General features: G+C 69.5%; 14 protein-coding genes. 9 read left to right on the top strand and 5 right to left on the bottom strand.

Annotated features, from left to right (window positions below; translation table 11 throughout):
* Window positions 1-425 precede the first annotated feature (425 nt).
* The 3 genes from AB0L75_RS29845 (at window position 426) to AB0L75_RS29835 (ending at window position 7,751) form a co-directional block, all read left to right on the top strand.
* Window positions 426-4,268 carry an amino acid adenylation domain-containing protein gene (locus AB0L75_RS29845; RefSeq protein ID WP_365186954.1) on the top strand — a complete coding sequence of 1,281 codons (3,843 nt, stop codon included), beginning with the start codon at window positions 426-428 and terminating at the stop codon, window positions 4,266-4,268.
* A gap of 166 nt (window positions 4,269-4,434) precedes the next feature.
* On the top strand, window positions 4,435-5,439 hold the full coding sequence (locus AB0L75_RS29840) for a DUF1259 domain-containing protein (RefSeq protein WP_365186951.1): 1,005 nt from the start codon (window positions 4,435-4,437) through the stop codon (window positions 5,437-5,439).
* Between the two features lie 566 nt (window positions 5,440-6,005).
* Complete coding sequence (locus AB0L75_RS29835; RefSeq protein ID WP_365186948.1) at window positions 6,006-7,751, top strand: TIGR03767 family metallophosphoesterase; 1,746 nt, start codon at window positions 6,006-6,008, stop codon at window positions 7,749-7,751.
* A 1,432-nt stretch (window positions 7,752-9,183) separates the two neighbouring features.
* Here AB0L75_RS29835 and AB0L75_RS29830 read toward each other — a convergent pair.
* The gene (locus tag AB0L75_RS29830) at window positions 9,184-10,035 is read right to left on the bottom strand and encodes a methyltransferase domain-containing protein (RefSeq protein ID WP_365186945.1); all 852 of its coding nucleotides are present in this window, start codon (window positions 10,033-10,035) and stop codon (window positions 9,184-9,186) included.
* A gap of 136 nt (window positions 10,036-10,171) precedes the next feature.
* Between AB0L75_RS29830 and AB0L75_RS29825 the strand changes: the two genes are divergently transcribed.
* Entirely contained in the window at window positions 10,172-10,756 is a 585-nt protein-coding gene (locus AB0L75_RS29825; protein WP_365186942.1) for a TetR/AcrR family transcriptional regulator, read from the top strand.
* 281 nt (window positions 10,757-11,037) lie between these two features.
* The gene (locus AB0L75_RS29820) at window positions 11,038-11,466 is read left to right on the top strand and encodes a VOC family protein (protein WP_365186939.1); all 429 of its coding nucleotides are present in this window, start codon (window positions 11,038-11,040) and stop codon (window positions 11,464-11,466) included.
* Here AB0L75_RS29820 and AB0L75_RS29815 read toward each other — a convergent pair.
* Both AB0L75_RS29815 and AB0L75_RS29810 read right to left on the bottom strand, forming a co-directional pair.
* Window positions 11,463-12,170 (bottom strand): FAD binding domain-containing protein, encoded by a 708-nt coding sequence (locus AB0L75_RS29815; protein ID WP_365186936.1) that lies wholly within the window; start codon window positions 12,168-12,170, stop codon window positions 11,463-11,465. The genes AB0L75_RS29820 and AB0L75_RS29815 overlap by 4 nt on opposite strands.
* 163 nt (window positions 12,171-12,333) lie before the next feature.
* Complete coding sequence (locus tag AB0L75_RS29810) at window positions 12,334-12,645, bottom strand: hypothetical protein (RefSeq protein ID WP_365186933.1); 312 nt, start codon at window positions 12,643-12,645, stop codon at window positions 12,334-12,336.
* Between the two features lie 204 nt (window positions 12,646-12,849).
* Between AB0L75_RS29810 and AB0L75_RS29805 the strand changes: the two genes are divergently transcribed.
* Window positions 12,850-13,686 carry a DUF2182 domain-containing protein gene (locus AB0L75_RS29805; RefSeq protein WP_365186930.1) on the top strand — a complete coding sequence of 279 codons (837 nt, stop codon included), beginning with the start codon at window positions 12,850-12,852 and terminating at the stop codon, window positions 13,684-13,686.
* 276 nt (window positions 13,687-13,962) lie between these two features.
* Here the strand turns inward: AB0L75_RS29805 and AB0L75_RS29800 are convergent, their stop codons facing one another.
* On the bottom strand, window positions 13,963-14,496 hold the full coding sequence (locus AB0L75_RS29800; RefSeq protein ID WP_365186927.1) for a hypothetical protein: 534 nt from the start codon (window positions 14,494-14,496) through the stop codon (window positions 13,963-13,965).
* Window positions 14,497-14,599: 103 nt separating this feature from the next.
* Between AB0L75_RS29800 and AB0L75_RS29795 the strand changes: the two genes are divergently transcribed.
* Window positions 14,600-15,358, top strand: coding sequence for an IclR family transcriptional regulator C-terminal domain-containing protein (locus AB0L75_RS29795; RefSeq protein WP_365186924.1), 759 nt, complete (start codon window positions 14,600-14,602; stop codon window positions 15,356-15,358).
* A 203-nt stretch (window positions 15,359-15,561) separates the two neighbouring features.
* Window positions 15,562-16,629: a PP2C family protein-serine/threonine phosphatase gene (locus AB0L75_RS29790; RefSeq protein WP_365187062.1), complete on the top strand. Its 1,068-nt coding sequence runs from the start codon at window positions 15,562-15,564 to the stop codon at window positions 16,627-16,629.
* Here AB0L75_RS29790 and AB0L75_RS29785 read toward each other — a convergent pair.
* Window positions 16,626-17,051, bottom strand: coding sequence for an ATP-binding protein (locus AB0L75_RS29785; RefSeq protein ID WP_365186921.1), 426 nt, complete (start codon window positions 17,049-17,051; stop codon window positions 16,626-16,628). The genes AB0L75_RS29790 and AB0L75_RS29785 overlap by 4 nt on opposite strands.
* Before the next feature lie 195 nt (window positions 17,052-17,246).
* Here AB0L75_RS29785 and AB0L75_RS29780 point away from each other — a divergent pair, with 195 nt between their 5' ends.
* The gene (locus tag AB0L75_RS29780; protein ID WP_365186918.1) at window positions 17,247-18,014 is read left to right on the top strand and encodes an IclR family transcriptional regulator; all 768 of its coding nucleotides are present in this window, start codon (window positions 17,247-17,249) and stop codon (window positions 18,012-18,014) included.
* Window positions 18,015-18,035 lie beyond the last annotated feature (21 nt).

Here is an 18,035-nt window from a genome sequence, read left to right as displayed (position 1 = left end):
CGGAGCAGAGTTCCACCCCCAGGCCAGGTGACGTGGGACAGCGGCGTCCCACAGGCCCTGCGGCATTCGGATGCGCACTGGCCAGGCGGTCCGCCGAGCACGGACTGCGATCTGCTGATCAACACTGGGAGTGACCGCCTCGAAAATGCCGTTTAGCGGCTGCGCAAGCACGAACCGAGGTCCACGCCGTCCGACCGAGCTGATCTCACGTTGGCAGCGGGCCTTGGATCAGCCGGTAGATGCCGCGAAGGGCCTGGGCATCGACGCCGCGGTTCTCGTCGCGGAGGACCTGGCGCTCACATCGCCACGTCGGCCGCCGTACGGCTGACCGCCAGCGACATCACAGCCGACATCGCAGGCCTGGCCCAGTCCGAGCCTGATCGGGGCGCGCCGGAGGACCATGCACCCTCGCTCAGGGGGAAACCATGACCAGAGAAGCCTCCCGTTCCACAACCCGTGTCCAGAACCTTCGCCTGGACAGATGCCTGCCCAGCCTGCTGCGGGAACAGGCAGCCGTGCGGCCCACCACGACCGCCGTGACCAGCGGCACCGAGGGCCTCACCTACCGGGAGCTGGAAGGCGCCGCCACCCGCCTGGCCGGCTGTCTGAACGCGCTGGGCATCTCCCGGGACGACTGCGTCGGCCTGTACACCGAACCGTCCCTGGACCTGATGACCGGCGTGTGGGGCATCCTCTTCGCCGGCGCAGCCTATCTGCCGCTGTCCCCCGAGTACCCCGAGGAGCGGCTGCGCTACATGATCGAGGACAGCGCGACCCGCGTTGTCGTCACCCAGGAGCATCTCGCGGCCCGGCTGCGTGCCCTCGCGCCTCACGGCATGCGCGTCGTCGTACTCAGTGACATCGGGCACAGCTCGTCCGGCGCACTGCCGACGGCCGCACCCGCACCCGGTGACTTGGCCTATGTCATCTACACCTCCGGCAGCACCGGCCAGCCCACGGGAGTGCTGATCGAGCACGGCAGCATCGTGTCCCAGATGCAGTGGATGCAGTTGTGCGGGCACCTCGGCCCGGACACCACGGTGCTGCAGAAGACGCCGATGAGTTTCGACGCGGCGCAGTGGGAGATTCTGGCGCCGGCCGTCGGCGCCCGTGTGGTGATGGCCGCACCAGGCAGCTACCGCAACCCGGAGACGGTGATCACGGCCGTCACCACGCACGGGGTCACCACACTGCAGTGTGTACCGACGCTGCTGCAGGCCCTGCTGGACACCGAGCAGATGGGCGCGTGCACGACGTTGCAACGGGTGTTCTCCGGCGGCGAGGCGCTGTCCCGTCAGCTGTCCCGGGCCTTCCTCGACGTAGTCCCCTGGGCTTCCCTTGTCAACTTGTATGGGCCGACCGAGTGCACCATCAATGCCACCGCCCACCTGGTCGACCCGGACACGCTCGGTGAGGGCAGCGGCCCGGTTCCGATCGGAGTGCCGGTCGACAACACCCAGTGCTACATACTGAACGAGAACATGGCTCCGGTGGGCATAGGGGAAAAGGGTGAGCTGTACATCGGGGGCGTCCAGCTGGCCCGCGGCTACCTGAATCGGCCCGAGCAGACCACGTACCGGTTTGTTCGCTCCCCCTTCATGCCGGCTGAGCGGCTTTACCGGACGGGAGACCTGGCCTACTGGAACCCTGACGGCACGATCCAGTTCACCGGCCGCACCGACAACCAGATCAAGCTGCGCGGCTACCGAGTGGAACTCGACGAGATCGCCCTGGCCATCGAGGAACACACCTGGGTACGCCGAGCCGCCGCAATCACCGCGGACGATCCGCGCACCGGTTCCACCAACCTACTGGCCTGCATCGAACTGAATCCGAAGGAAGCCGCCCTGATGGATCAGGGCAACGCCGGGGCACACCACCAGTCGAAAGCCAGCAAGCTCCAGGTGAGAGTGCAGCTGTCGAACCCTGGCCTACGCGATGCCGACGAACTCGAGGGCAGGCCTGTGGTGCCCTTGCCGGGCCGGCGGGAGACGGCGCGGCAGCGGCGGGAGGTCTTTGCCCGCAAGACGTACCGCTTCTTCGACGGTGGTCAGGTCACCCGCGACGACATCCTTGCCCTGCTCGCCCCGCGCCCCACCCGCCAGCACTCACGCAGCCTCGCGGACCTCACATTCGACCAGTTAGGCGAGCTGCTGCGCTGGTTCGGCCAGTTCCGCAGCGCGGAACGACTGCTGCCGAAGTACTTCTACGCCTCACCCGGCGCGCTGTACGCCACGCAGTTGTACCTGGAAACGGGCGGTCTGGACGGCCTGGGCGCGGGTGTGTACTACCACCACGCCGCTGACCACACCCTGGTACGGATCGCCGGGGCCCCGCAGTGCCGCGACGCCCGCCTGTCCGTCCACTTCATCGGCAAGTTGCGAGCCATCGAGCCCGTCTATGCGAACAACATCCGCGAGGTGCTCGAACTGGAAGTCGGTCATATGCTGGGCGTCTTCGAGGAAGTCCTGCCCCAGTACGGGCTCACCATCCGGCCCGACGCTTTCCGGCCGGCTACGAAGGAAAAACTGGACGTCTCCCCCGAGGACCACTACCTGGGCACCTTTGCCATCGACCGCAACGACGGCTCGCCCGTGCACGACCCCACCGAGATCTTCGTCCAGGCCCATGAGGGCCGCGTGCACGGTCTGCCGGCGGGCCAGTACCGATGGACCGGCCGCGACCTGGAGCACATGTCCGACGGAGTCGTCCTGCCCAAGCATGTGATCGCCATCAACCAGCAGGTGTACGAGCGGTCGAGCTTCGGCATCACCGCCGTGAGCCGCGCGGCCGATGCGTGGCTGCAGTACATCGCGATGGGCACCAAGCTGCACCACCTGCAGCGCAACGCCGGGCGCATCGGCCTGATGTCCTCCGGCTACAGTTCCAAGACCGGCCATCCGCTGCCCGCCGCACAGCGCGTCGACGACATCCTCGCCTCCTGCTCGGTACCCACCGGCCCGTCGTACTTCTTCCTCGGCGGCAAGGTCAGCGAGGAGCAGATCCGCAGCGAGGGCATGCACGAGGACACGGTGCACATGAAGGGCCCGTCCGAGATGATCCGTGACGACTTGGCCAAGCGGCTGCCCGACTACATGGTGCCCAACCGTGTCCTGGTGCTGAACGAGTTGCCCTTGACCCCCAGCGGAAAGGTCGACGTGACGGCCCTGGCCGCGCTGGAGCAGGTGCGGTCGGCCGACACCAGCAGGCCCTACGTCGCGCCTGCCACCCCGGCGGAGCGGTGGCTGGCCGACGCGTGGGCCAAGGCCCTGAACTACGAAGACGTATCAGTAGAAGACGATTTCTTCGCTTCCGGCGGCAACTCGCTGATCGCGGTCGCACTCGTCAACCGCATCAACCGAGTGTTCGGACTCCGTCTGCCGCTCCAGATCGTCTTCGAATGCCCGAAGCTCGCCGATCTCGCCGCCCGCATCGAGGACCACGGCGTCGCACCCTCCTCGCGGCTCGTACCGCTCCACACCGAAGGCACCGGCCGTCCGGTGTTCTGCTGGCCGGGCCTCGGCGGCTACCCGATGAACCTGCGTCTGCTGGCTCGCCAGGCCGGCGTCGGCCGACCGTTCTACGGCATCCAGGCGCACGGTATCAACGCAGGTGAAACGCCGTACCCGACAATCCGTGAGATGGCGGCCGCCGACGTGGCCGAAGTGCTGCACACCCAATCCGACGGGCCTTACAGCCTGTGGGGCTATTCCTTCGGAGCACGACTTGCCTTCGAAGCGGCCTGGCAACTCGAGCAGGCCGGCCACCCCGTCGACCACCTGTTCTTGATCTGCCCTGGCAACCCCAGGGTCCGGGCCGAGGGCGCCGACGGCTTCGGTCGCGAAGCGTCCTACCGCAACCCCGTGTACGTCTCCATCCTGTACTCGGTGTTCACCGGCAGTGTCAGCGGCCCCGGAGTGGACGCATGCCTCCAGACCGCACACGACGAGGACTCCTTCGCGCACTTCGTCCACAAACAAATGCCTGATCTGGACGAGGAGTTGATCCGCCGCATCATTCATGTGGTCGCAGATACCTATGAGTTCGAATACACCTTCCGCGAACTCACCGAGCACCGGCTGAACACACCTGTGACCATCTTCAAGGCCGCCGGCGACGACTACTCCTTCATCGAAGCCCGCTCCGGCTACTCCAGCTCCCCGCCGACCATCATGGAACTCACCGGTGACCACTACAGCGTCCTGAAGGACGAAGACATCACAGAACTGGCCACAGCAATCCGCACCCGGCTGAACGGCCAGGGATGAGTGCGGCTACTGAAGAAACCACTCCTGGTTGTGGGGCACACCGCAGCCTCGCTACGTGAAGTCACCCGTTTGTCCGGGTGGGTCGTCACGGCAACTGCATCAGATGCGGCTTCGCTGACCACGTACGCACCTTCGACTTCGACAACGATCTCGATGAGGAGTGGTCATGACACCCCGTTCGCTCAACAAGCCCGCCGCCGGGACCACGGCCGCGCTCCTGCTGGTGACGGGTGCCGGCCTGCTGACAGGCTGCGGTACCCAGAAGAGAAGCGGCACCGCGGACGGTACGACGATGGCCGCGGCGCAGGCCGCCTTCCGCCATAGACGCCTTCAGCAGCCCGTGCAGACCACGGAGGCGGACTGGAAGCCGGTCACCGACGCCCTGGGGCGCACGGGCAGCATGGCGAACGGCACCGTCTACCGCATCCCGCTGCTCCGCAAGGACCTCACCGTCACCACCCAGGGCGTGACCGTGAAGCCGGGCCTGTCACTCGTCGGCTACGCGGCCTTCGCCAAGTACAGTCACGAGACCATCTTCATGGGCGACCTGGTCGCCACCGAAGACGAACTGCCCAAGGTCACCGACGCTCTCCAGGCCGCCGGCATCGAGCAGAGCGCCCTGCACAAGCACCTGCTCCAACAGTCCCCGGCGATCTGGTGGACGCACATCCACGCCATGGGCGATCCCGTGAAACTCGCCAAGGGAGTGAAGTCCGCGCTGGACGCCACCGCCATCCCGCCCGCCTCGCCGCCCCCGGCCACCCAGCCGCCCATCGCCCTGGACACCGACGGCATCGACAAGGCACTCGGCCGCAAGGGCATGGCCGACGGCGGCATCTACAAGTTCACGATCGCCCGCAACGAGACGATCAATGACGGCACCCACGTGCTGCCTTCCGCCCTCGGGCTGACCACCGGCATCAATTTCCAGCCGCTGGGCGACAACAAGGCCGCCATCAGCGGCGACTTCGTCATGACCGCACCCGAGGTGCAGAGGGTCATCCAGGCGCTGCGCAAGGGCGACATCCACATCGTCGAACTCCACAACCACTCGCTGGACGAGCAGCCGCGCCTGTTCTACCTGCACTACTGGGCCACCGCTGACGGAGTCACCCTGGCCAGGACGCTGCGCCTGGCCCTGGACGCGACCGCGGCGGCTCCCGCGTCGTGATCGGCTGGGGCCAGATCGGCTACGGCGCGTGCCGTCGGCGGTGTCCTCCGCCGTCTTCACCGTCGCCGCCGTCCGGGGCCGTACCCGATCAGTGCTGATGACCGGTGCACTCGCTGCGGCCGTCTGGCCCCACGCGGCATCCTGCCCACAGCCCCGCTGACGGTCGTCCCCTTCCCTCGCGGCCGATCGCGGCCCGCTCACCTCCTGCCGCACGCGAACAGGCCGACCAGGGCCGTGCCGACGTCCTCACAGCAGCCTTCAGCGTGCCTCTGGGATCAGCCTGCGGACCCTGGCCACCCGCACCGGGCTCTCCGCGGGCTGATGTCCGGCGAGCGCTTCCCCACCCGGATGTACGCCGCCGCCATCGCCCGCGCCTGCGGCGCCGACCCAGATGGCCTGCGCTGACTACATGGCAACTCAAGGCGTCCCAGCGACGCGTTCACTCTGTTTCCCCCAAGTTTTCCTCCAGGCCCTGGACGTCTGTCTACTCGTCAGTAAGGATTCCCGGCGGACGCGTCCGGAAGCCGGACCTGGCCACCAAGAGCCGTCATGGGCAAGGGGGATTCATGAGCGGGATGAGCCGCCGTCGTTTCGTGTCAGGGCTGTCCGGGGTCGCCGCCGGCGCGGCTGCCCTGCCGGTGCTGACACCCGGTCGCGCAAGGGCACTGGACCAGGCCCTGGCAGCCACCGCGGCGCGTGCGGTGCGGATCGACGGGACCACGCTGGAGCAGGTGGCGACGCCGGTCGGTGACGGGGCGTACAAGCGGCTGGTCGCGGGTCCGGGCTGGCCGTTGGTGGTGCGCGCGGAGCTGGCCGGCGCCGCGACCGGGAGAGATGACCGCCGGACGGGGCTCGCCTCCTTCGTGCAGTTCACGGACCTGCACCTGACGGACACCGAGTCACCGGTGCGATTCGAGTACCTGGCGCGGTTCAACGACAGCGCGCATCGTCCGCAGGAGACACTGACCGTGCGGGGCGCCTCGTCGCTCGTCGAGCGGGTCAACCAGGTGCGCCAGGGCCCGTACACCGGCCTGCCGTTCCGTTTCGTCATGGCCACCGGCGACAACACCGACAATCACGAGCGGATCGAACTCGACTGGTACCTGACCGTCATGAGCGGCGGACGGATCACGCCGAACAGTGGTGATCTCGCCCGTTACGAGGGCGTCCAGAACTCCGGCAGCGCCCAGTACTGGAACCCCGGGTCCTCCCTCCAGGACGCCTACAAGGCCAAGGGGCTGCCCCAGATCGACGGATTCCTGAGCGGTGCGATCCGCCCGTTCGACGCGCCCGGCCTGTCCGTCCCCTGGTACACGACGGTCGGGAACCACGACGACAGCATCGAGGGCAGCCTGCCCGACCTGGGGCTGCTGAACGATCTCTACACCGGTTCGCGCAAGCTGGAGGGCTGCGACGACGCCACGGCGGCCCAGCTGGCGGACGCGGTGCTGCACGACCCGGGCGAGGCCGTACTCCTGCTGGGCAAGCTGCTGACCAGCGGCGGCGCGATCCGTACGGTCACGCCCGACGAGCGGCGCCACCCGTTCACCCCCGCCGAGTTCGCGCAGGCGCACCTGAACCCCGCGTACACCGGCACCGGCCCTGTCGGCCACGGATTCACCAAGGACTCGGTCAGCAGCGGGCATCTCTATTACACCTTCGACCTCGCCGACGGCGTCCTCGGTATCAGCCTCGACACCACCAACCGAGCCGGTTTCGCGGACGGTTCCCTCGGCACCGCACAGCTGAACTGGCTGGAGTCGGTCCTCAAGGCGCACAGCGGCCGCTGGTACGACAGCAACGGCAGCGTGGTGCGCGGCGGATCCGACAGCCGTCTCATCGTCGTCTTCAGCCACCACACCAGCGGCACGATGGGCAACCTGCTGCCCGACCCGTACCACCCGTTCGAAGCCCGCCACAGCGGTAACGAACTGGTCGCCCTGCTGCAGCGCTTCCCGAACGTGATGGCGTGGGTCAACGGCCACACGCACACCAACCAGATCATTCCGCACGGCCACACCGTCGCCGAGCGCGCCTTCTGGGAGATCAACACCGCCTCCCACGTGGACTACCCGCACCACGCCCGGGTCATCGAGGTCGCCGACAACCAGGACGGCACGCTGTCGCTGTTCACCACGCTGATCGAATCCGCGGCGCCGTACCGGACCGACTTCAACGACATCTCGGACCCCGGCCTGGCCGCGCTGTACCGCGAACTCGCCTACAACGACCCGTATGCCACGCCCGGCACTCGCATCGGTACCGCCGCCGACCACAACACCGAACTCCTGCTGACCAAGCCGGCGACCTAGGGTACGGATCGTGATGACCCCCGCACAGATGTAGCGCGTACGGGTCGCATAGGAGCGGGCCGCCACGATGAGGGCGAAGCCCAGGCCTCCGAAGGCCAGGCCGCCGAACCACACCATCCAGGTGAGGTCCGCGCTGGTGGGAAACGGCGGCTTCGGCTCGAAGGCGGGTGTCACCCCGATGGCGCTGAGCAGGGCCATGACGTTGAGGACCACCCCGTACACCGACAGGGCGCCGCCGGTCAGCCAGGCCGGGATCAGTGGCAGCAGACGGGGGACCCGGCGCCCGGACAGGAACAGCGTCCAGCGGGGGAAGATCATGCCCCACCGGTACATCAGCCCTGTCAGCAGAAACACGCCGAGCAGCGCCGCCATCACCGACGCGTCGAGCCCGACCGATGCGAGCGACTCGGCGGCTCCCGCGTCCTCGTTCAGTTTCCGCCAGCCCTCCGCCGTGACGCCCAGCGCATCGCCGCCCAGCGTCCAGATGGTCTTGAGTCCCGCCCAAGGCAACAGGCCGCACATGAGCACGTATGCCGTCGCCTGGGTCCGCACCGGGGCCATGGAGGCGCCCGGGTGGACCAGCGCGCCGTCGCCGGCCCCGGTGTGCGGGTTCACGCACCGCGGGCAATCGCCTCGCCGCCTGCGACGATGCGCCACTGCGGTCATCAGTAGGAAAGTGGCGCCGACGGCGTTCAGCAGGGTGTGGACCACCCCGGTGGCGCTCTCGATCCCGGAGAGCGTCACCAGCGTCACGACGATCTCCGTCACGCCCAGTGCACTCGCCCCGAAGACGAGGACGGCAGCCGCGAGCCCCGCCCACACCGCCACCCGACCGGGCCTGCCGAGTGGCCGGGTGGTGGACCAGGCCGCGGCGCCACCCAACAGGGCGAGGGCGGCGAGGCCGCACTGGGCTGCCGGAACGTAGGTCTCGTGCGGCTTCACGGGCACGCTGGTCCCCGTCGCCGCCCCGGTGATCTGGACGACGGCGTACACCGCGCCCCACACGGAGGCGGCGCGCGGCACCCACAAGGGCCATCGCCGCCACCACGTCGTCCACGTCATGGCCTCGGGCGGTGGCCCGGCATCGATGTGTCTCTGCGCGTTGGTGGAAACCGCCACCGCAACCTCCGTATGTCGGCCGTCTTTCAGACAGACACAAGGCTTCGCGGCGGACGGGCTGGTCACATCGCCCGCGCGGACCACCTGCCTCGCCGCGCGGCGGACTGGGTGTCAACCGGCGGGATGATGCTGCCGGATGACGCTTCGGTCAGCGGCGGGTCAGGGTGACGGGCATCGAGGCCAAGCGCCAGGCCAGATGGGACTGCTTGAAATCGGCGCGCTCCCCAGCGTCACCGCGGCAATCCGAGACGGAGCCCGTCGAAGAAGACGCCGTCACCAACCTGTCCGGCCGGCACACCTAGGGCCTGCCCGATCAGCGGGCCGGGCGGTCCGCCGTGACCAGCCACGACGTGGTGCGCAGCCGGACTGTGCCGTCCGTCGCCTGGTGGTCGCGCAGATGGTCCGTCAGGGTGCGGCGAGCGAGGGCCCGTGCCGTCGCGTCGGCCTGCTCCATCAGGTGACGACCGGGGCCCGTTCCCAGCAGGAACTCCGCCGCGTCCTCGGCTCCGTGTCCCCATGTCCCGTAGGCCTGCGTCTGGTTGATGGTGATGCCGGTGAATCCGGCGGCGGTGAGGACCTCGCGGATGCGGTCCGGCGCGGCCAGGGAGAACATGCCAGGCAGCCCCGGCCGCCCGAAGTCGCCGACCGGCAGGAAGTCGCGCAGGGCTGCCATCGCCAGCACCCAGTCGTTGAGCGCGGCATCGGCCGGGCAGACGAACGCCAGGTGCCCGCCGGGTCGCAGCGCCCGGCCGACGTTGCCGAATGCCGCTACCGGGTCGGCGAAGAACATCACCCCGTAGCGGCTGATCGCCGCGTCGAACGCGTCCGCCTCGAATGGGTGCGTCTGCGCGTCGCCTTGTGTGAAGGAGGCGTTGGTGATGCCCTCCCGCTCTGCTCGGGCCCGGGCCTCGGCCAGCATCGGGCCGGACAGGTCGAGGCCCAGCGCGCGCCCTTGGGGCGCCCGGAGCGCAGCGAGGCGCGTGGTCTGCCCGGAGCCGCAGCCGAGGTCGAGGGTCCGGTGGTCCTCGGCGATGTCGGCGGCGTCGAGGAGCGGCTTGTTGAAACCCTCGTTCACCGCGTTCCAGCGGTCCTGGTTGCGGGCCCAGTGGACACCTTCAGGGCCGTTCCACGCCTGAGCCTGCTCAGTGTTGACGATGTCTGGCACGGGTGCCTCCTGTGATGGATCGCGAAGAATGGGCGTACGCCCAAATGGTATGGGCACGCGCCCATACTGGCAATCCCCCGCTACTATCCAGGAGGTGTGCCCCTTTGAGGGCGGCGGAGGAACGAAAGAGGGGCCCATGTCACCGCGCGGAGTAGCGACGCCGAACGTACGCGAGCGGCTCTTCGCGGCCGCCGAACGCGTCGTGGAGAGGGACGGCCCCGGCGCGCTCACCAGCCGGTCCGTCACCACCGAGGCGGGCTGCGCCAAGGGGCTGCTGCACGCGCACTTCGCGGGGCTCGACGAGTTCGTGGCCGAACTCTGCCTGGACCGGTTCGCGCGGACGGCGGCGAAGGCGCAGGAACTGTCGGGGCTCGCCGGACAGGGCACGGTGGCGGGGAACCTCGAGGCTGTCGCCCTCGCACTGTTCGACTCCGGCGGCCCCGCCATCTCGGGCCTGGCCATGACTCGCCCCGCCGCCGCGCTGCGCATCCGCAAGGCCCTGGAAGGCGGGGCGCCCGGGTTCACCGCGATCCAGGAGGCCATCACCGGCTATCTGAAGCACGAGCGGGAGCTTGGCCGGGTGGCGGAAACCGTCGACCCGTGCACGGTGAGTCTCGCTGTCGTCGGCACCGCCCATCACCTCCTGATGACCAGCTGGCCGGGCACACCTGACCCACGTCCCTCCATGACGCGCCTGGTGGCCGCGCTGGTGAACGGCTAGTCAGGAGCGGAGCCACGGGCGTATGGCGGCAACGGTCGCGGTGCCGCGAACGACGTCCGCCCTCTTTCCGAGGAAACGGCGTTGTCCCAGTCCGTGATGGTCACTAAGATCGTTTGTGTGACTGCCGGGTCGGCCATGGGCCATGCACGAGTGGGGCTCCCGGCCTCGGCATGAGCCCGAGGCGGGCAAGGAGCCCGCCCTTCTTCTCCACGTCTTCGTTCCCGGCGCCCCGCGTGCGGCGCCCGTTCCAGCGGATCTCAAGACCGGAGAGACAGCACCCCATGCCCTATGCCCAGCAGTACCCTCATCAATCCGAGCTGCCGACGGCCGGCGTGCAGCTGAACCACACCGCCGTCTACGCAAGCGACAGGCATCTGTCCGCCGAGTTCATCGCCGCGATCCTGGGCCTGAAAGTCGGCGCCCCGTTCGGGCCGTTCCTTCCCGTCGACCTCGGCAACGGCGTGACGCTCGACTACTACGAGAAGAGGGACGAGCCGATCCAGACGCAGCACTACGCCTTCCTCGTGCCGGACGAGCAGTTCGACGGCATGATCGCCCGTCTGGAGGCAGTCGGGGTCACCTACTACGCCGACCCCGGCCACACCGACCCCGGCCGGATCAACCGTCTGTTCGGCGGCCGTGGCGCCTACTTCGACGACCCGGACGGCCACAACATGGAGATCATGACCCGGCCTTACATCCGTCCCTAGCAGGCCAACAGAGCGGCGACCTGCGAGCGGACGACGTCCCATGCAGCCGTCGGCAGGTCGCCGACGGCCGTCGAACGCAGCGCGTCAAGGGTCTCCTCGGCGTCGGCGGCGCACGCGGCACCGGCGCTGAGCACTTCGTAGCCGTCGCGTACGGCCACCCGCAGTCGGCCGCCACCCTCGTCGGCGTGCACCGCCGAGGCGACGACGAGGGGCGGCGGTCCACCTGCCTCACCGGGTAGTTTGCGGTACGCGCAGGCCAGCGGTTCACACCAGCGCAGGTTCAGCAGGACGGGGCTCTTGGCCACCAGCTCGGCCAGGTCCGTCTCACGGACGCCCTCGGATTCCAGCACCGTCGCCCGGGCATCCAGAGCAAGCGCCGCCGGCAGCAGACAGCGCAGCGTGCTGCCGACGAGGTTGCCGCCGACCGTCGCCGTCCGGCGTACCGCCCCGGTGCCCACCGTCGTGGCAGCCAGGCGCAGCACGTCAGGCACCCGGTCGTCTATCCGGTGCAGGACCACGGCACCTCCCACGGTCTCCCGACCCAGCACATTGGCCTCCGGCAACTCACGCAAGGACATCGCCAGTTCGGGAAAGCCGTCCCGCTGCCATGTCGCCCACATCAGTGTCGCCCCTCCGATGGGCACCGCCCCCTCCGCCAAGCATTCCTGCGCTTCGGACACCGTCGTGGGCAGACGCAACAGCACGGCAACGGACCTGCTTTCCTGGGTTGTTGGGCCAAGGCGGTAGGTAGTGTTTTGGCCACCTCCCGCCGCCAAGGCAGTTTCTCGCCAAGGTGGGGGCGCGTAAAGGGCTCACATGCGCACACCGAAGGGCCAGGACGCGGGGCAACCTCTGCCGGCCGGAGAATCAGCTCGGTTCCGCCGGCGCGATGCTGCGGACCGCGACGTCGAAGATTGCGAGTTCGGGATCGGCACCCACCTCGCGGAAGAGCCGCGGTGCGGCCGGTGGCTCCGCAGCCGTGCGCATCGCCTCCAGAGCGGCGCGGTCTCGCCACAGTGTTTGAATCCGCCAGCGTCCGTCCGGCCCGCTCAGCAACTCGGTCCTCACCAGTCCGTCGGGGAGGGGGCCTGCGACAAGATCACGGTAGGCCGCGACCAGGTCGGCTTCACGCTCGGGCGCAACGACGGCGCTGACCTCGGTCAATACCTCTCCGGTCATCGTCCTCATCTCCCTGTTCTCACGGTACGCGGCACGAGCGGTACGCGGCACGAGCGCTCTGCGGCACGAGCGGTCACCGCTGGTATGCCCACCCTCTTCTGCGAGATGCACGCTGCCGGTGGCGTACCGGGGCCCACGCGGATCGTGGCTCGCGGCGCGGATGGGGACGTGGTCTCCTGGACTTGTCCGCAGGAGGACAGGCCGATGCGTTTCACCCGGACCTCCGTCTTCGTACCCACCCGGTCGACCGCGCCGACCGGGGCAACTGGTGGCCTGCGGCCGAAACGAGATCTCGCGTTCGCCTGGCTCCTCGTCGTCCTGATCGCGGTGCCCGCGTGGGTAGTCACGATCACCCAGGCACGGGGCATGGGGGTCGGGCCCGGGACCATGGGGATGGCGCTGCCCCCGTTCCTGCTGCTGTGGGTGACGATGATGGCGGCCATGATGCTGCCCTCCATGGCGCCGGTGGCCATCACCTGGGTGCGGGGCATCGGCCGCCGGTCTCCCGGCTGGATCCGCGCGGCGCGCACCGCCGTGTTCGTCTGCGGTTACCTGCTGGTGTGGACCGCGTTCGGTGCGCTTGCCTACGCGGCCCTGGCCGGCACCGGCCACCTGGTGACCGGCCGTCCGACGGCCGGGCGCTGGATCGGCCTCGCCGCGTTCCTCCTGGCGGGCCTCTATCAGCTGAGCCCGTTCAAGTACGGGTGCCTGCGGCACTGCCGCGCCCCCATGCCCCACCTGTTGCGCTACGCCGGTTTCCGTTGGCCGGCGCGTGACCTGAGGGTGGGAGTCCACCACGGTGCCTACTGTGTGGGGTGCTGCGCCGGGCTGATGGTCGTCCTTGTTCCGCTCGGCGTGATGAACGTGGCGGCGATGGCCGGCCTGGCTGTGGTGATCTTCGTGGAGAAGCTGTGGTCCCGGGGCCCCGTGGTCGCCCGGTTCGTGGGCGTCGCCTTCCTGGTCCTGGCGGTGCTCGCCCCGCTCCAGGACTGGCTGCTGCCGGGGCTGCGAGGCCCGATGCCGGCTATGGGCGCCCTGTGACTCCTCGGACCCACGTCCGCCAGGTCGCCAGTGGAGCCACGTCCGCCAGGCCGCCCGCCAGCAGCCGAAGCAGCCGGCGCCGGACACGCAGAACGGCACCAGGTAGCAGCCGTGGTGGCTCGCCGACGGTCGTCCATCGATGCACGATGGGGGCGCCCTCACGTCGACTCCCGCACCACGAGCCGGCACGGAACCGTCCGCACCCCCGCTGCCGCCTCCCCCTCGTCGATCGCCTCCAGCAGGCGCAGGGCGGCGACCGCCCGATCTCCGCGATGTTCATGTCGATGGTGGTGAGAGGAAGCCGTCCGTGTCGGGGGCCGTGCGCAGGACCGCGTCGGCGGCACGGCGGCTCCAGGCCTCGCTCCACTCGCCGAGGTGGACCCGGTCGGTGGACAGGCCGAGGCCGGCCGCAGCCAGGTGTGCCACCGCGTGAGGGGCCCGGTCGGGGGCGGCCGCGTGGTGCTCGGGGCCGGTGGCATGGGGGATGCGCGTACGGCCGGTGGACAGCAGAAGCTCTACGGCCAGCTCGGCGCCGCCCCTGTCGTCCGAGACGACGGACATGTCTGTGGGGTCCGTCGACGGCGAGAGCGCGTAGACCACCGGCATCGACTCCAGGCCCGTCATGGCGGTCAGCGGCGGGCGCGCGTCCGTGCGCCGATCGGTGACGATGATGCCGTCGACCCGGCGGTCCATGAGGTTACGCAGATGGTGTTGCTCCCGGATGGCGTCGCCACGCGTGTCGCACAGCAGGACCGAGATCCTTCCGGCGCCGAGCGCGTCCTCAGCGTTCAGACCACGGCGTCTGAGCACGGCGCCGGTGCCCCTGACGGGCGATTCCGGCCGCCGTAGATCCACCGCCACCGCATGCTGATCCTGCCTTGCCCATGCAAGATGCCCGGCGCAGTCTGGTCCTATGGGCGCTCAGGACGGCCCCACGCTCATCACGTCCGTGCAGCGGGCCTTCCGGTTGCTGGAGGCGGTGAGCGCGCATGAGAACGGCGCGCCGGCGAAACAGCTCGCACGCGAGACCGAGCTGCCCCTGGCCACCGCCTACCACCTGCTGCGCACGCTGGTGCACGACGGATACGTGCGGAAACTGGACGACGGCGGCTTCATCCTGGGCGACAAGCTGAACTCCCTGCACTCGGCGGGCCACGCTCAGACGCTGCTCAGCCGAGTCCGCCCGGCGCTCGCCGCCCTGCGGGACGAGCTGTCCACCGCCACGTACCTCACCTTCTACGAGGACGGCGAGATCCGGGTCGCCGAGATCGTCGACAGCCCCCGTACACCGCGAGTGGATCTGTGGGTGGGGTTCGAGGACGCCGGACATGCCACCGCCCTGGGCAAGTCCGTGCTCCGCGAGCTGGACCGTGATGCCCGCCGGGACTATCTGTCCAGGCACCACCTGGCCGATCTCACACCACGGACGATCACCAGTGTTCCGGAACTGCTGCGCAGGATCGAGTCGTCCCCCTTGGCGCCGGCCGTCACGGATCTGGAGGAGTACTCCCTCGGCACCGTGTGCGTTGCCGTGCCCGTCTACAGCGGGGACACGATCGGCTCGCTCGGGGTCTCGCTGCCGGTGGAACGGCAGGCCCAGCTGCAGGAGATCCGGGCGCGCATGATCCCGATCGCGAGCCGCGTGACCAGGAGCCTCTCGCTCACTATCTGAAATTCCGCTCCTTGTGGCTGCCCACGCCCAGCCCGTTTCCTTATCGAAAGGGACATTCCGGGTATCCACCCCATGCAGGCGAGGACTACGGACGAAGTATGAGCCAGGCTCGACATCACGGCGGCGACCACGCGTGGATGCGGCTGTTCAGGAACCGTATGGCCGGTGCCCGGGAATCGGTCCGCCGGTGTGCCGCCGGGCACATGGCCCCCGGAATGTGCGTGCTGCCCGTTGTGGTCGTCACCGTCGTCGTGTTCATCGACATCGTGGGAGGGATCTGGCTGCCGTTGCTGGCGGCCGGACCCGCGCTGGCCGCCGCCACCAACGGGCCGCGCGGTGTGCTGGGCGTCGGACTCCTGTCCGCCGCGCTGGGCGCGACGCTGGGCATCGAGCACGGGGTTCCCGCGGGCGAGTTGGCAGCCGTACTGTCCGCCCTGCTGGCCGTCACCGCGGCGAGCGGTCTGGCCAGCACGCTGCGTGGCCGTCGGGAACGGGTCCTCGCGGCGGTCCGCTCCGTCGCCGAGGCCGCCCAGCACGCACTGCTCCAACCCGTCCCGGAGACCGTCGGCCCGTTCCGGGTGGCCGTCCGCTACAGCGCCGCGGCGGCCGAGGCGAGGATCGGCGGGGACCTCTACGCCCTGGTGCCCACCCCGCACGGAGTCAGGCTGATCGTCGGCGATGTGCGCGGCAAGGGGCTCCCCGCCGTGGGAACCGCCGCCCTCGTGCTCGGGGTGTTCCGCGAGGCCGCCTATGACGAACCCGACCTGCTGGCCGTCGTCGACCGGATCGAGCGGAGCCTGTCCCGCAACCTCGGCCCTGACGACTTCGTCACCGCCGTGGTCGCCGGATGCCCCCCGTCCGGGCACTTGGAGATCGTCAACTGCGGGCACGCGCCTCCGCTGCTGATATCCGCCGATGGAGACGTCAGGCCGGTGGAATCCACTCATCCGGCGCCGCCGCTCGGGCTGCGTGCCCTTTCGGGGCAGGCGCCCCGCCTCCAGCATCTGCCGTTCACGGCGGGAGAGCAGCTCCTGCTCTACACCGACGGGGTCACCGAGGCACGCGATCAAGACCGTGCGTTCTATCCGCTGGCCGACGGCGTGGCCCGCCATGCGTCCGACGACCCGGTACGCATGCTCACTGCCCTCCATGACGAGCTGCTGGCACATGTGGGCGGTCGTCTGCACGACGACGCCGCTCTGCTCCTGCTGCGCAAGCAGACCGCGGACGGGAAGATCCCCGAGCCTGCTCGGGCAGAGGCCGCGCTCTAGACAGCGACGAGATCGGCCCACCGGGTGACCCCGCCAGGGTGGACACGTATGCCATGGCGAGTCGCCAGGGCGTGGACGATGGTCTCGCCCCTGCCGTGCTCGTCCGGGTCGATCCCGGCGCAGGAGCGCCCTACCAGGTACGCGGGTCCCGCGTCTGTGACCTCGACGCGCAGAGTGCGGACACCGTCACCGGGCACCCAGGTCAGACGCAGTACGGCCGGGGGGCAGGCATGCACGATCGCGTTGGTGACAAGCTCGGAGACCACGAGCAGCACGTCCTCGGCGACCTCCGAAGGCACGTTCCAGTCGGCGAGTGCCGCCGCCACGCTTCGGCGTACGACCGAGACCGCGCCGGCGACGGGCGGCACCGGACACACATGTACGTCTGTCGTCCGGAGCACCGTGTTGAGCTGTGCCGCCATGGTCTCTCCCGCTGGTGTGTGCTGCCGGTCCGGCGCCCTGTCTCGGCGCATCCCGGCTTCGCAGCAAGTTAGGCAGACAAATCGGGCAGGTCAATGAACGGCGGTCGGCATTACCGAACGGGGATCTTCACTGCGGCTCTGCGGCGGCCGTCCGCCCGCGAAGCGAAGCGTCCACGGCGGTAATAGGCTCGCCTCATGGCCGGCCCAGTCCAGTCGATCGAGCGGGCGGCGGCGATTCTGCGCCTGCTCGCCGGTGGGCCCCGCCGACTGGGGCTCGGCGAGGTGGCGGCCTCGCTCGGGCTGGCCAAGGGCACCGCCCACGGCATTCTGCGCACCCTCCAGCACGTGGACTTCGTGGAGCAGGACGCGGCGACCGGGAAATACCAGCTGGGAGCCGCCCTGCTGCACCTCGGCACCAGCTACCTGGACGTCAACGAGCTGCGCTCGCGCTCCCTCAACTGGGCCGATGCTCTCGCTGCCCGGAGCGGGGAAGCGGTTCGCCTGGGGACGCCCCTGGAGGGCAGCGTGCTCATCGTCCACCACGTGTTCCGGCCGGACGACACCTTCCAGACCCTGGATGTGGGCTCGCTGCTGCCCTTGCACGCCTCGTCGCTGGGCAAGGTGCTGCTGGCCTTCGGGACCGCGACGATCGAGCCCGCCCAGCATCCTGAGCTGGAGGCCTACACCCGGCACACCCTGGTCGATCGCGAGCAGCTCACCCGGGCTCTCGCCGAGGTCCGGGAACTCGGCTGGGCGGCCGAGATCCAGGAGATGAGCATGGGCGAGGCCGGGCTCGCCGCGCCGATCCGCGGGCACGGCGGCCTCGTCGTCGGCGCCATCGGACTGTCCGGGCCGGTCGAGCGGATCTGCGACAGCCAGGGCCACCCCCGTCCGAGTCTGATCACCCTGATCCGTGAGGCCGCGCGGGCGATCTCCAGAGACCTGGGAGCCGCCCGGTGGTAGGCCGGGCCGGCCGCCGCCTCG

The organism is Streptomyces sp. NPDC052101, assembly GCF_040680235.1.
Taxonomy (GTDB): domain Bacteria; phylum Actinomycetota; class Actinomycetes; order Streptomycetales; family Streptomycetaceae; genus Streptomyces.
Note: the sequence above shows the minus strand (reverse complement) of the source record. Positions and strands in the feature narration are given on the sequence as shown.

Coding starts and splice junctions, on each gene's coding strand:
- AB0L75_RS29805 (WP_365186930.1), top strand. CDS start 12,850: ATGCGTTTCACCCGGACCTCCGTCTTCGTACCCACCCGGTCGACCGCG.
- AB0L75_RS29835 (WP_365186948.1), top strand. CDS start 6,006: ATGAGCGGGATGAGCCGCCGTCGTTTCGTGTCAGGGCTGTCCGGGGTC.
- AB0L75_RS29780 (WP_365186918.1), top strand. CDS start 17,247: ATGGCCGGCCCAGTCCAGTCGATCGAGCGGGCGGCGGCGATTCTGCGC.
- AB0L75_RS29795 (WP_365186924.1), top strand. CDS start 14,600: ATGGGCGCTCAGGACGGCCCCACGCTCATCACGTCCGTGCAGCGGGCC.
- AB0L75_RS29845 (WP_365186954.1), top strand. CDS start 426: ATGACCAGAGAAGCCTCCCGTTCCACAACCCGTGTCCAGAACCTTCGC.
- AB0L75_RS29785 (WP_365186921.1), bottom strand. CDS start 17,051: ATGGCGGCACAGCTCAACACGGTGCTCCGGACGACAGACGTACATGTG.
- AB0L75_RS29825 (WP_365186942.1), top strand. CDS start 10,172: ATGTCACCGCGCGGAGTAGCGACGCCGAACGTACGCGAGCGGCTCTTC.
- AB0L75_RS29810 (WP_365186933.1), bottom strand. CDS start 12,645: ATGACCGGAGAGGTATTGACCGAGGTCAGCGCCGTCGTTGCGCCCGAG.
- AB0L75_RS29820 (WP_365186939.1), top strand. CDS start 11,038: ATGCCCTATGCCCAGCAGTACCCTCATCAATCCGAGCTGCCGACGGCC.
- AB0L75_RS29790 (WP_365187062.1), top strand. CDS start 15,562: ATGGCCCCCGGAATGTGCGTGCTGCCCGTTGTGGTCGTCACCGTCGTC.
- AB0L75_RS29840 (WP_365186951.1), top strand. CDS start 4,435: ATGACACCCCGTTCGCTCAACAAGCCCGCCGCCGGGACCACGGCCGCG.